At 69.6% G+C, this 12103-nt stretch carries 11 protein-coding genes; 4 read left to right on the top strand and 7 right to left on the bottom strand.

Features of this window, described 5'->3' with window-relative positions; all coding sequences use genetic code 11:
* Positions 1-24: 24 nt before the first annotated feature.
* Entirely contained in the window at positions 25-1275 is a 1251-nt protein-coding gene (locus EHO50_RS24865) for a L,D-transpeptidase (protein WP_128433367.1), read from the bottom strand.
* 220 nt (positions 1276-1495) lie between these two features.
* Positions 1496-1876, bottom strand: coding sequence for a hypothetical protein (locus EHO50_RS24860; protein WP_128433366.1), 381 nt, complete (start codon positions 1874-1876; stop codon positions 1496-1498).
* 109 nt (positions 1877-1985) lie between these two features.
* Between EHO50_RS24860 and EHO50_RS24855 the strand changes: the two genes are divergently transcribed.
* Both EHO50_RS24855 and EHO50_RS24850 read left to right on the top strand, forming a co-directional pair.
* The gene (locus EHO50_RS24855) at positions 1986-2324 is read left to right on the top strand and encodes a hypothetical protein (protein WP_246101388.1); all 339 of its coding nucleotides are present in this window, start codon (positions 1986-1988) and stop codon (positions 2322-2324) included.
* A 42-nt stretch (positions 2325-2366) separates the two neighbouring features.
* Positions 2367-3131 (top strand): hypothetical protein, encoded by a 765-nt coding sequence (locus EHO50_RS24850; RefSeq protein WP_181449685.1) that lies wholly within the window; start codon positions 2367-2369, stop codon positions 3129-3131.
* Positions 3132-3214: 83 nt separating this feature from the next.
* Here EHO50_RS24850 and hutH read toward each other — a convergent pair whose 3' ends face one another.
* The 5 genes from hutH to EHO50_RS24820 form a co-directional block, all read right to left on the bottom strand.
* The gene (gene hutH, locus EHO50_RS24845; protein WP_128433518.1) at positions 3215-4753 is read right to left on the bottom strand and encodes a histidine ammonia-lyase; all 1539 of its coding nucleotides are present in this window, start codon (positions 4751-4753) and stop codon (positions 3215-3217) included.
* A gap of 248 nt (positions 4754-5001) precedes the next feature.
* Positions 5002-6150 (bottom strand): GGDEF domain-containing protein, encoded by a 1149-nt coding sequence (locus EHO50_RS24840; protein WP_128433365.1) that lies wholly within the window; start codon positions 6148-6150, stop codon positions 5002-5004.
* A gap of 171 nt (positions 6151-6321) precedes the next feature.
* Positions 6322-7137 (bottom strand): enoyl-CoA hydratase/isomerase family protein, encoded by an 816-nt coding sequence (locus tag EHO50_RS24835; RefSeq protein WP_128433364.1) that lies wholly within the window; start codon positions 7135-7137, stop codon positions 6322-6324.
* Between the two features lie 911 nt (positions 7138-8048).
* Complete coding sequence (locus tag EHO50_RS24825) at positions 8049-9176, bottom strand: adenylate/guanylate cyclase domain-containing protein (RefSeq protein ID WP_128433363.1); 1128 nt, start codon at positions 9174-9176, stop codon at positions 8049-8051.
* 105 nt (positions 9177-9281) lie between these two features.
* Positions 9282-10151, bottom strand: coding sequence for a biotin--[acetyl-CoA-carboxylase] ligase (locus tag EHO50_RS24820; protein ID WP_128433362.1), 870 nt, complete (start codon positions 10149-10151; stop codon positions 9282-9284).
* Between the two features lie 110 nt (positions 10152-10261).
* Here EHO50_RS24820 and EHO50_RS24815 point away from each other — a divergent pair, with 110 nt between their 5' ends.
* Together EHO50_RS24815 and EHO50_RS24810 are read left to right on the top strand one after the other, a co-directional pair.
* Entirely contained in the window at positions 10262-11875 is a 1614-nt protein-coding gene (locus tag EHO50_RS24815; protein WP_128433361.1) for an acyl-CoA carboxylase subunit beta, read from the top strand.
* A 17-nt stretch (positions 11876-11892) separates the two neighbouring features.
* The gene (locus tag EHO50_RS24810) at positions 11893-12102 is read left to right on the top strand and encodes an acyl-CoA carboxylase epsilon subunit (protein ID WP_128433360.1); all 210 of its coding nucleotides are present in this window, start codon (positions 11893-11895) and stop codon (positions 12100-12102) included.
* Position 12103 lies beyond the last annotated feature (1 nt).

The raw sequence follows: 12103 nt of genomic DNA, 5'->3' as shown, positions 1-12103 counted from the left end.
GGCATCGGTCAGCTGTGCGTCGCGTCAGACGGCCGAACCGGCCTTCCACTGCGCCCAGTCCATGTTCCAGCCGTTGAGGCCGTTGTCCGGCGCGATCGTCTTGTCGCCTGTGTTCTGGACGACCACGACGTCACCGACGATGGAGTTGTTGTAGAACCAGTAGCCGGCCGTGCCCTTGTCGTTGGCGCCCTTGGTGTCGGACAGGCCCACGCAGCCATGGCTGGTGTTCACACTGCCGAAGATGGACTTGGCGCCCCAGTAGTTGCCGTGCACGAAGGTGCCGGAGTTGGACAGGCGGATGGCGTGCGGCACGTCCTTGATGTCGTACTCGCCCTTGCCGTCGTCGTCCGTGAAGCCCACGGTCGCGCCGTTCATGCGCGTCTCCTTGAACATCTCGGACATCACCATGATGCCTTCGTAGGTCTTGTTCTCCGGCGAACCGGCCGAGATCGGGATGGTCTTGATGGTCTTGCCGTCCTGCGTGACCTTCATCTGCTTGGTCTTCGCGTCGACGTACGAGACCTGGTTGCGGCCGATCTTGAAGGTGACCGTCTTCTCCTGGACGCCGTAGACACCGTCGGAGCCCTCGACGCCGTCCAGGGCCATCTTCATGGTGACGGTCGAACCCTCCTGCCAGTACTCGTCGGGCCGGCAGTCCATGCGCTGGTCGTTGAACCAGTGGCAGACGACTTCCTGGCCGCTGGTGGAGGAGACGGTGACGCCCTTCTGGACGGCCGCCTTGTTGCTGATCGCCTTGTCGAAGTTGATCGACACGGGCATACCGACGCCGACGGTGGAGCCGTCTTCCGGCGTGAAGTAGCCGAGGAAGCTGTTGTTCGGGGAGACGGTGGTGAAGGAGGCGTTCTCGTGGGCCTCCAGGCCCTTGGAGTCCTTCGCGGTCACCGCGACCTTGTAGGTCGTGGAGCGCTCCAGCTGGGCGCTGGGCTTCCAGCTGGTCTTGTCGGCGGATATCTCGCCCTCGACCGCGGCGCCGTCGGCGGTCGTCATCGTCACCTCGGTGAGCGTGCCCTTGCTCACGGTGACGGCGGCGGAGTTGTTGATGGAGGCGTTGTCGGTGCCGTCCTCGGGCGTGATCTTGATCTGGGCCTCGGAGGTCTTCTTGGCGGCCGCCTCGTCGACCTTGGCCTGCGAGGAGTCGCCGCCGTCACTCCCGGAGGCGTTGTCGTCGCCGCCGGAGCAGGCAGAGAGCACCAGGACACCGCCGAGCAGTGCGGACGCGACCGCCAGGCCCTTGCGCCGCTTACTGTTCGTCATCACACGCTTCTCCATTGTTCCCGAATCCCCAAAACAGCCCGAGAGTCCCCGTCAAATCTTCAACGCTACGACCGGTTCGTCCCGTTCCACATTCCTTGCATGTGTGGGGCACACCACGTCCGCCGGGGCGGATGGTGCGGGTCTCGGTCAGTGCGCCCCATGAGACGACGAAACCCCGGGCGGCGGTTGCCGCCCGGGGTCACGATTTCCCCAAGCCGCGTCAGCCGACCCTCTTGACCCCTTCAGCACCCTCAGCGCCTTCAGCGCCTTCGTCGTCGAAGTCCTCGTCGACATCATCGTCGTCGAGGTCCCACTCCGGCGAATCCGGGTCGTACCCGATGCGCTCGCTGGACCAGGAGGCTTGCGCGAGGTCGATCCCAGGCACCTCGCTGACCAGGTCGAACGGGTCGATGAGATAAGCGAGGGCTTCCGCCGTGTCTTCCGTCACAGCGCTTTCGGCGTGGGCCCGTTCGTCGGCCGGCATGGTTTCGTCGCCGGCGATCCGCCGTAGCGCGGCCTTGGTCAGGGCGTCCTCGTCCTCCACTTCGAGAACGAGTTCCACGCGAAGCCGTACAAAACGTGATGTTTCTGGTGTACTCATGCCCGGAGCGTACGGCTCATTTCCCCCGTGACTTTCCCGTGACCCGCGACTTTCACTAACATCGCCCCACACGGCCAATTCGCCAGCGCCACAAGGGGATCGATATTCCGTGTCCGCCGCTCACCGATCGTCGTCCACCGCACGCCGATCGCTGCTGACCGCCACCGCCGCGGGGGCCCTGCTGGGCGCCCTGTGGTTCGTGCCCTCCGCCAACGCCACGGGGGACGAGCCGGCGAGAACGGAGCCTTCGGCGGCCCCGTCGACGCAGGTCACACAGCAGGCGCGGGCCGCCTCCGAGAGCACGGACGACACCGCCGAGGACAGCACCCGGCTCGCCGACACCGGAAGCTTCGACACCACGCCGTACATCGTCGGCGGGACCGCGTTCCTCGCGCTGGGCGCGGGCTTCGTCGCCTATTCGGTGCGCCGCGAACGTCTCGGATTTTGAATTCGCTTGACGCTTCCTTGACATGGGCTTCATAGTCCGCCCATGAAGAGATCATCGGGCGTGCGTGTAGCCGCCACGGTTGCCGTGAGCGCGCTGTCGCTCGCCCTTGTCACGGGTTGCGGGGGTGACTCCGGCGGTTCGGACGCGAAGGCGCTGAGCTCCGCGGAGTTGAAGAAGGCGATCATCGCCGCAAGCGATGTCGACGGATACAAGGTGGACGCCTCCGGCAAGCAGCTGCCGAAGTCCAAGGACGACATCAAGAGCAGCGAGGACAAGTGCGTCCCGCTGGCCTACGCCATGGGCGGCCTCGCGCCGGGCGACTCGGCCTCGAACGCGGCCGTGATGGCCACGGAGGACAAGAAGAAGCCCTCCGACACCGCCTCCAAGTCCCTGGAGGACCTGAGCGAGGGCGAGTTCGAGGACTCCTTCGCCGACGCGCTGAGCCTCAACATGACCGTCGTGGGACTCTCCTCGTACGACGGTGACGGCGCCGAGCAGACCTTCAAGTCCGTGTCGGACGCGGTGGAGAGCTGCTCCGGGGGCTTCCCCGTCACCATGCAGGGCACGGATCAGAAGATCACCAAGATCAGCTCGGAGAAGGCGTCCGGGGCCGGTGACGAGTCGGTGGCGTTCACCGCGAAGAGCGACCTGGAGGACGGCGACGTGGGCACCACGCACGTCGAGGTCGTCCGGCACGGCAGCACCATCGCCACGTACTACACGATGAACCTCGGTCTGATGATGACGGACAAGGCGTACGACGTCCCGGCCGCCCTCATCGACGCGCAGGCCGCGAAGCTGAAGTAACCCGCACTCGCCGCACCGGGGCCCCGTCGCACGTACGACGGGGCCCCCTTCCATGCCACGGTGGCGTCCTGGGAGTTACGGAATCACTGGAGCGGCCCGGTGACCTTCTCCACCGCCACGACCAGCTCCCCACCCCGCACGAACGCATCGGCCGCGGCGAGGTCGGGCGCCAGGAACCGGTCCGGCCCCGGGCCCTGGACTCCGGCGGCCCGTACGGCGTCGATGACCGCCTGCGAGGCCGGTGCCGGGGCGAGCCCTTCCCGCAGCTCGATGGCGCGGGTGGCGGCGTAGAGCTCGACCGCCAGGACACGCGTGAGGTTGTCGACGGCGGTACGCAGCTTGCGGGCGGCGGACCAGCCCATGGAGACGTGGTCCTCCTGCATGGCGGAGGAGGGAATGGAGTCGGCGGACGCGGGAACGGCCAGCCGCTTCAACTCGCTCACCAGGGCGGCCTGCGTGTACTGGGCGATCATCAGCCCCGAGTCGACGCCGGCGTCGTCGGCCAGGAACGGCGGCAGCCCGTGGCTGCGGTTCTTGTCCAGCAGCCGGTCGGTCCGGCGCTCGGCGATGGAGGCGAGGTCGGCGACGGCGATAGCGAGGAAGTCGAGCACGTAGGCGACGGGCGCGCCATGGAAGTTGCCGTTGGACTCGACGCGCCCGTCGGGCAGGACGACGGGGTTGTCGACCGCCGACGCCAGCTCCCGCTCGGCGACGAGCCGGGCGTGGGCCATGGTGTCCCGCCCGGCACCGGCGACCTGCGGAGCACACCGCACCGAGTACGCGTCCTGGACGCGGGGCGCGTCGTCCTGGTGATGTCCGGTCAGCCCCGAACCCTTCAGCACGGCCAGCATGTTGGCGGCGGAGGCGCCTTGTCCCGGATGCGGCCGGATGGCATGCAACTCGGGTGCGAGCACCTTGTCCGTCCCGAGGAGCCCTTCAAGGCTCAGCGCTGCGGTGACGTCGGCGGACTTGTAAAGGGTGTCGAGGTCGGCGAGGGCCATGACGAGCATCCCGAGCATGCCGTCGGTGCCGTTGAGGAGGGCGAGGCCCTCCTTCTCCCGCAGCTCGACGGGTGCGATGCCGTGGGCGGCGAGAAGTTCTCCAGCAGGCCGCACACTCCCGTCCGGACCCTCCGCCTCCCCTTCCCCCATCAGCGCGAGGGCGCAGTGCGAAAGGGGAGCGAGGTCGCCGGAGCAGCCGAGGGAGCCGTACTCGTGGACGACGGGCGTGATGCCGGCGTTCAGAACGTCAGCCATGGTCTGCGCGACCTCCGGCCGCACACCGGTATGCCCCGAGCAGACGGTCTTGAGCCGCAGGAACATCAGCGCCCGTACGACCTCGCGCTCCACCCGCGGCCCCATCCCGGCGGCGTGCGAGCGCACGATGTTGCGCTGCAGCTGGGCCCGCAGCTCCTGGCTGATGTGCCGGGTCGCCAGGGCCCCGAAGCCGGTGGAGACGCCGTAGACCGGGTCGGGCTTGGCCGCCAACGCCTCCACGATCTCGCGCGCCGCGCCAAGCGCCGCCACCGCCTCCCCCGACAACTCCACACGCGCCCCACCGCGCGCCACGGCAAGAACGTCGGACGCGGTGACCCCGGACGTCCCCACCACCACAGTGTGCATATCCATATTCAGGAGCGTACGCAGTGAAGACGAAGATGTCACTAGTGGGCGGCTGGTACGACCCTTACAACACCGGCGTCAACCGCCACTTCCCAGCACCGGTCGGCATCATCCAGCCCGTCCGGCGTTTGAGGACGAGGCCCGTTCAGGGCCGAAGCGGGGGTCTGGGGGCGGCAGCCCCCAGGGACGGGTCGGGTAGGGGCGGCGGGGGCGAAAACCCGCGAGGCCCGCCCCCGCGCCGGGCACCGTCACGGCAGGCGGCCACGGAAGCGCCGCCGTTCCACGACCCCCTCCCCGGAGGGCTCCGCGTCAGCGAGCCGCACCACAGGATCGTCCGGCCCCTCCCGCCCCGCAACAACAGGCTTCCCGGCCCGAACCGCCTTCGCCTGGTACTGAGCCGCATCAGCAAGCCGAAACAGCCGCCGCGCAGAGCGAACCGGCCCGATGGCATCCTCCGTGGACGCCACCCCACACGCGACCCCTTCCCCCAGCTCCAACTCAGCGGCACGCCGGCACAGTTCATCGGCAGCCTTCACCACATCATCGGCGGGCGCCCCGACGACAAGCAGACAGAACTCGTCACCGCCGAGCCGAGCCGCAAGAGCCCCGGGCAGCATGGCACCACACAGCGACAACACCGACCCGAACCGCTCCAGAAGCCGGTCGCCCACGGCATGCCCCCGCGTGTCGTTCACCCGCTTCAGCCCATTGAGATCGCAGACGACGAGGCTCACGACGACACCGTGACCGCGGTGCCGCTCAATGGCCTCCTCCAACCGCACATCGACAGCCCGCCGATTGGCCAGCCCCGTCAACGCGTCGGTGAACGCCAGCCGCCGAGCCTCCTCCAGCCGCTCGCACTGCGCTATCCCGGCGGCCACGACGGAGGCCAGCACCGTCGCGAAGTCGGCGTCCTCACGGTCGAAGACAGGCGCACCGGCGGAACGGGCTACATACAGCTCTCCCCAAGCACGCCCGTTCAGCACGATCGGCGCCACGACACAGCAGCCCCGTCCACGACGCCGCAGGGCGGCCACCCGCTGGTGGCAGTACCCGGGATGACCGGTGGAGGGACCCTCGGCCGTCTCCACCCAGGCGTTGGGCTCACCACCGGCGGCCCACCGCTCGTGCAGGAATTCGGTGATCTCCGGGAACTGATGCACGGGATAGGCCTCGTCGCTCGGAAACTCCTCTTCCCCCCGAGCCCGGTCCCCCACATTCACGAGCACCCGCAACCGCCCGAGCTCCCGCTCCCACACCGACAGCGCCGCAAAGCTCCCGGCCAAGGCCCGACACGCCCCGAGCGCCGCCGCCCGCCAGGACTCACGCGGGGTGTGCGCCGCCGCCATCCCCTGCGCCAACGCCACTACGGCCGCGAGCCGTCTGTCCTCACCCATCACTCCAGGCTAGGTAGTTTTGCGCCGATTTGGGACGTTGGTGTGGCGAACGGGGAGCAATCCGCCCCTCCCCGCCAGCGATCCACCGCCCCACCGGCAACTCCTGCCACCCCACCAGCAATCGCCCCGCCCCCCAACCGGTCACCCCACCCAACCCCCAAAGGGCCCCCGTCACTCCCCCGGCCACTCAGGCCGCCGCTTCTCGTTGAACGCCGCCACCCCCTCCGCCCGGTCCCCGGAAAACGCCGTCGCCCGCCAAGCCGCGTCCTCGACCTCCAGCCCGGCCCGCAGGTCCAGCCCATGCCCCACCCGCAGCGCACGCTTGGCCGCCCGCAGGCCGACCGGTGAGTTCACGGCGATCCGGCCCCCGAGCGCCAGGGCCTCCTCCCGAGCCCGCCCCTCCTCGACCAGCACATCCACCAGCCCCAGCTCCCGAGCCTCACCAGCCTCGACGCGCCGCGCAGTGAAGATCAGCTCCGCCGCCCGAGCAGCCCCCACTCGCCGAGGCAGCAACTGCGTACCCCCACCCCCTGGAATCACCCCGACCGACACCTCGGGCAGCCCCACCACAGCCGTACGGTCGGCCACGATCACATCGCAGGACAAAGCCAGTTCGAAGCCACCCCCCAGGGCGAAGCCGTGCACCGCCGCGATCGTCGGCACCGGCAACTCCAGCACCCCCGTGTAGGCCCCCCGCGCCACGGGCCGCTGCCGCACCAGATCCGCGTCGCTGAACGAATTCCGCTCCTTCAGATCCGCCCCGACACAGAACGCCCGCTCATGCGTCGAGGTCAGCACCACCACCCGTACGTCACGGTCGGCCCCCAGCGCCGCACACGCCCCCGCGATCGAACGGGCCATCTCCGTCGACACGGCGTTCATGGCCTTGGGCCGGTCGAGGACGAGCTCCGCGACATGCCCGACGCCGCCGTCGCCGTCGCCGTGTCGCCGCACCAGCACGAACTCTCCGTACCGCTGCTCACTCATGACACCCTCCAGTTAACGCGGGTTAACAACACTCATCCCGATCATCGCAGTCGGACCCCGCCAGGGAAAGGCCGGTCCCGACACCCCGTTCGAGTGACATCCCGCCCAACTCCCGCCCTACCGCCAACGACAGCGCATAACGTGCGCGAGCCACGGCGCATCGGGGGCGCGAGCGGGTTGGGAGGGGTCGTGATGAGTCGGACCACGGAAACAACGACGGAAACCGTGACGGTCGGTGAGGACGGACAGACCACCACCCGACTCTTCGGCCCCCGCGGCCGCCACCGGCGCCCCCGCCCCCGCAAGGTCCTCCTGGCAGCCGGCGGCCTGGCCCTGGCGGCCGGCGCCCTGAGCCTCGTACGCCTGACCCCAGACACCGAAGTAGCGGGCCTGGGCGCAACGGAAACGGAGCCCGCCTCGGACTCCGACCCAGGCATGGACGCGCACACGCGCACGGACAACTCGGCAAACGCCGCCGCCACCGTCCCGACGGCCGCCTCACAGCCGAGCCCGTCCGCCACCTCCGTCATGGGCGGCCTGAACACGACACCGACAACGACCACGATCGTCGTACCGAAACCGAACACCACAGCGCCGGCAGGCCCCGGCACGCCGTCGGCAGACACCCCGGCACACCCGTCCGCACCCCGCCCACCAGCGCAGACCAGCCAGACACCCCAACCGGCCCCGCCCCAGCCCCCCAGCCGACCGACGACAAATCCCCCGGCCCCCCAGCCGGATCACCCCGACGAGGACTCAGTCTGCGTGCCGGTCATCGGCCTTTGCGTAGATTCCCTGGCCGACGGCAACTGACAAGATCGCTCACTGCAACGCCCCAAAGGGGCGCGGGGAACTGCGCGACCAGCCCCCACACACCCGCAGCCGACACACCACAGTCAGCTGAACGGCGCTCAGTCCCCCGAGGACGCCCTCCGCGTCAAAAGCCAAGGCTCCACCACACCAAGCCCCCGCACCGGCCGCTGCCACATCGGCTGCAGCGCAAACCGATACACCGGCGGCTCCTCCCCCTCCTTCTCCGCGGCGGCAGCGGCTTCCGCGGCCTCCGCCTCCGACGCAGGCGCTTCACCCGTTCGGATGAGTTCCTCCGCGAAGGCGCTGTCGACGAGAACGGCGTCACGCGGAGCTATCGACGTGAGCCGGGAGGCCAGGTTCACGGTCGTACCGAAGACATCGCCCATACGGGTGGTCACCGTGCCGAAGGCGATGCCGACGCGCAGCTCGGGCATCGTCTCGTCGCCCGCCATCGTCTCGATGAGCCGCAGGGCGATCTCCGCCGCGACCCCCGCGTCGTCGGCCGCGTACAGGACCTCGTCGCCGAGCGTCTTGACCAGTCGCCCGCCGCGCGCGGCCACCAGGTCGGCCGCCGTGGTCTCGAAGGCCTCGACGAGTTCGCCGAGTTCCTCCTCCTCCATACGGCGGGTCAGCCGCGTGAACCCGACGAGGTCGGCGAATCCGACCGCCAGCCTCCGGTCGACCATCTCCTCGTCGTCGGCGGCCTGGATGACGCGGCCGGCCGAGGCGGCGAGCTGGCGGCGCCAGACGTAGACGAGGAACTCCTCCAGCTCGGGCAGGAGCAGCTCGATGATCGGGTACGTCACCTCGGTGCGCGTCATCCCCGGCTCCGGCGGCTCGGTCAGCCCCTCCAGGAAGGAGTCGATCTGCCACTCGGCGAGCCGCGCGGTGGTCTGTCCGGTGGACCTGGCCACCTGCACGGCCATGGCCTCGCTGAGCAGCCCCGCCTCGACGAGACCGGCGAGGCGCCTGAGCGCCAGTACATCTGCCTCGGTCAGCGCCTTGGCCTGCCCGATGTCGGCGAAGCCCATGGCCCGCCAGAACCGGGACGCCAGCTCCATGGAGACTCCGGCGCTGCGGGCCGCCTGAAACGGGGTGTAGCGCCGCTCGGCGCCGAGGATGAGGCCTTCGAGGCGCAGGGCGAGCGGATCCTCGCCGGGGTCGGCGGCGTGGGGGTCCACCCGGCCGTCCGCGCCCGTGCCGGAGCCCGAATCGTCGACGGTCACGCCTGCTGCCCTTCCGATCTGCCGCGGTCAGTAAATCGACCGGCCTTCACTTTACGGCAGGTGTGGGCCACCTCACTCCCGAGAGGCGTACAGCCCCACCCGCACCTACGCCGGCCTCAGATGCACGATGTCCCCCGCTCCTACGGGCTCCTGCACCCCTTCCGCCGTGGCCAGCACCAGCCGTCCGTCGCCGTCGATGGCGACCGCCTCCCCGGTGATCGACCGATCCCCCGGCAACTCGGCCCGCACGACCCTCCCCAGCGTCGCGCACCCCGCCGCGTACGTCTCCTGCAGCCCGCTCACCACCGGGTCCCCCACCGCGGCCCGCCAGCGCCCGTACCACTCCTCCAGCGACCGCAGCACGCCTCGCAGCAGCGGATCCCGGTCCGTGCTCACGGCTCCGGCGAGGGCCAGTGAGCCCGCCTGGGGCACCGGCAGCTCGTCCTCACGCAGGGTGACATTGATGCCGACGCCGATGACCACGCCTTCGTTCCCGGCCCGCTCCGCCAGGATCCCGCCGGCCTTTCGCTCCTCGCCACCGACAGTCACCAGCAGGTCGTTGGGCCACTTGAGTGCCGTATCGACGCCGGCGGCCCGCGACAGCCCCGTGGCCACGGCGACGCCCGTGAGCAGCGGCAGCCACCCCCAGCGGGCGGCCGGCACCTCGGCCGGGTTCAGCAGCACGGAGAAGAACAGGCCCGAGCGGGCCGGTGCCGTCCACTGCCGGTCCAGCCGCCCCCTGCCCGCCGTCTGCTCCTCGGCGACGAGGACGGCGCCCTCCTCCGCCCTGCCCTCGGTGGCCAGGGCCACCAGATCGGCGTTCGTGGAGCCGGTACGCTGCACGACCTCGATGTCGCAGTAGAGCCCGCCGTGTCCGCCGTCCTTGACCAGCCCGCGGCGCAGCGCGGCGGCGTTCAGCGGCGGACGTTCCAGGTCGGACCAGCGGCTGTCGTCTGATGCATCTCGCGGCGTCATGCAAGCCACCCTAGGTGTGTGAAACGCCGCACTGCTGATTCGTAGGCACCCCACTACGCTACGGATGAGTAACCGTCCCCCCTTTTGAGCAGGCAGGGAGCGCCATCCCGATGTCCGAGCCGGAAGAGCGTCACGAGATCCAAGGGATCGACATCCACACCACCGCGGGCAAGCTCGCGGATCTCCAGCGCCGTATCGAGGAAGCGACGCACGCCGGCTCCGCTCGCGCCGTCGAAAAGCAGCACGCCAAGGGCAAGTTGACGGCTCGTGAGCGCATCGAGCTGCTCCTCGACGAGGACTCCTTCGTCGAGCTCGACGAGTTCGCCCGGCACCGCTCCACCAACTTCGGCCTGGAGAAGAACCGCCCGTACGGCGACGGCGTCGTCACCGGGTACGGAACCGTCGACGGCCGCCCCGTCGCCGTGTTCTCCCAGGACTTCACCGTCTTCGGCGGTGCGCTGGGCGAGGTCTACGGCCAGAAGATCGTCAAGGTCATGGACTTCGCGCTGAAGACCGGCTGTCCGGTCATCGGCATCAACGACTCCGGCGGCGCCCGCATCCAGGAGGGCGTGGCCTCGCTGGGCGCGTACGGCGAGATCTTCCGCCGCAACACGCACGCGAGCGGCGTCATCCCGCAGATCAGCCTGGTCGTCGGCCCGTGTGCGGGCGGTGCGGTGTACTCCCCCGCCATCACCGACTTCACGGTCATGGTCGACCAGACCTCGCACATGTTCATCACCGGCCCGGACGTCATCAAGACCGTCACCGGTGAGGACGTCGGCTTCGAGGAGCTGGGCGGCGCCCGCACCCACAACTCCGCCTCCGGCGTGGCCCATCACATGGCCGGCGACGAGAAGGACGCCATCGAGTACGTCAAGCAGCTGCTGTCGTACCTGCCGTCCAACAACCTGTCCGAGCCTCCGGCGTTCCCGGAGGAGGCGGACCTCGCCGTCACCGACGAGGACCACGAGCTGGACCGCATCGTGCCGGACAGCGCGAACCAGCCGTACGACATGCACACGGTGATCGAACACATCCTGGACGACGCCGAGTTCTTCGAGACGCAGCCGCTGTTCGCGCCGAACATCCTCACCGGCTTCGGCCGGGTCGAGGGCCGCCCGGTCGGCATCGTGGCCAACCAGCCGATGCAGTTCGCCGGCTGCCTCGACATCCAGGCCAGCGAGAAGGCGGCCCGCTTCGTGCGGACCTGCGACGCCTTCAACGTGCCCGTGATCACCTTCGTGGACGTGCCCGGCTTCCTGCCCGGCGTCGACCAGGAGCACGACGGCATCATCCGCCGAGGCGCCAAGCTGATCTACGCCTACGCGGAAGCCACGGTCCCGCTCATCACGGTCATCACCCGCAAGGCCTTCGGCGGCGCCTATGACGTCATGGGCTCCAAGCACCTCGGCGCCGACATCAACCTCGCCTGGCCGACCGCCCAGATCGCCGTCATGGGCGCCCAGGGCGCCGTCAACATCCTGCACCGGCGCACCATCGCCGAGGCGGAGGCGAACGGCGAGGATCTGGAGGCGGTGCGCGCCCGGCTGATCCAGGAGTACGAGGACACCCTCCTCAACCCCTACATCGCGGCCGAGCGCGGCTACATCGACTCGGTGATCATGCCGTCCGACACCCGCCGCCATGTCGTACGCGGCCTGCGTCAACTGCGCACCAAGCGGGAATCCCTGCCTCCGAAGAAGCACGGCAACATCCCCCTCTAGGCCTGCTGGGAGCCGCCATGAACATCAAGGTCCTACGGGGCAACCCGACACCGGAGGAGCTGGCCGCCGCACTGGCGGTGGTCCGCGCCCGCGCCGCGGCGGCAGCAGCCACGCCGTCCGGCGCACCCAAGCCGCGGGACGGGTGGTCGGACCCGTCCCGCATCGCCTCACACCGGCTGCCGCAGCCGGGGCCGTCGACGTGGGCGCGCACGTACTGGCCCGGTTAAG

This window comes from Streptomyces cyaneus, from assembly GCF_004028635.1.
Classification (GTDB): domain Bacteria; phylum Actinomycetota; class Actinomycetes; order Streptomycetales; family Streptomycetaceae; genus Streptomyces; species Streptomyces cyaneus.
The sequence above is the reverse complement of the archived record's forward strand: the minus strand, read 5'-3'. Positions and strand labels throughout refer to the sequence as shown.

Coding starts and splice junctions, on each gene's coding strand:
- hutH (WP_128433518.1), bottom strand. CDS start 4,753: ATGCACACTGTGGTGGTGGGGACGTCCGGGGTCACCGCGTCCGACGTT.
- EHO50_RS24815 (WP_128433361.1), top strand. CDS start 10,262: ATGTCCGAGCCGGAAGAGCGTCACGAGATCCAAGGGATCGACATCCAC.
- EHO50_RS24840 (WP_128433365.1), bottom strand. CDS start 6,150: ATGGGTGAGGACAGACGGCTCGCGGCCGTAGTGGCGTTGGCGCAGGGG.
- EHO50_RS24865 (WP_128433367.1), bottom strand. CDS start 1,275: ATGACGAACAGTAAGCGGCGCAAGGGCCTGGCGGTCGCGTCCGCACTG.
- EHO50_RS24820 (WP_128433362.1), bottom strand. CDS start 10,151: ATGACGCCGCGAGATGCATCAGACGACAGCCGCTGGTCCGACCTGGAA.
- EHO50_RS24835 (WP_128433364.1), bottom strand. CDS start 7,137: ATGAGTGAGCAGCGGTACGGAGAGTTCGTGCTGGTGCGGCGACACGGC.
- EHO50_RS24850 (WP_181449685.1), top strand. CDS start 2,367: ATGAAGAGATCATCGGGCGTGCGTGTAGCCGCCACGGTTGCCGTGAGC.
- EHO50_RS24810 (WP_128433360.1), top strand. CDS start 11,893: ATGAACATCAAGGTCCTACGGGGCAACCCGACACCGGAGGAGCTGGCC.
- EHO50_RS24860 (WP_128433366.1), bottom strand. CDS start 1,876: ATGAGTACACCAGAAACATCACGTTTTGTACGGCTTCGCGTGGAACTC.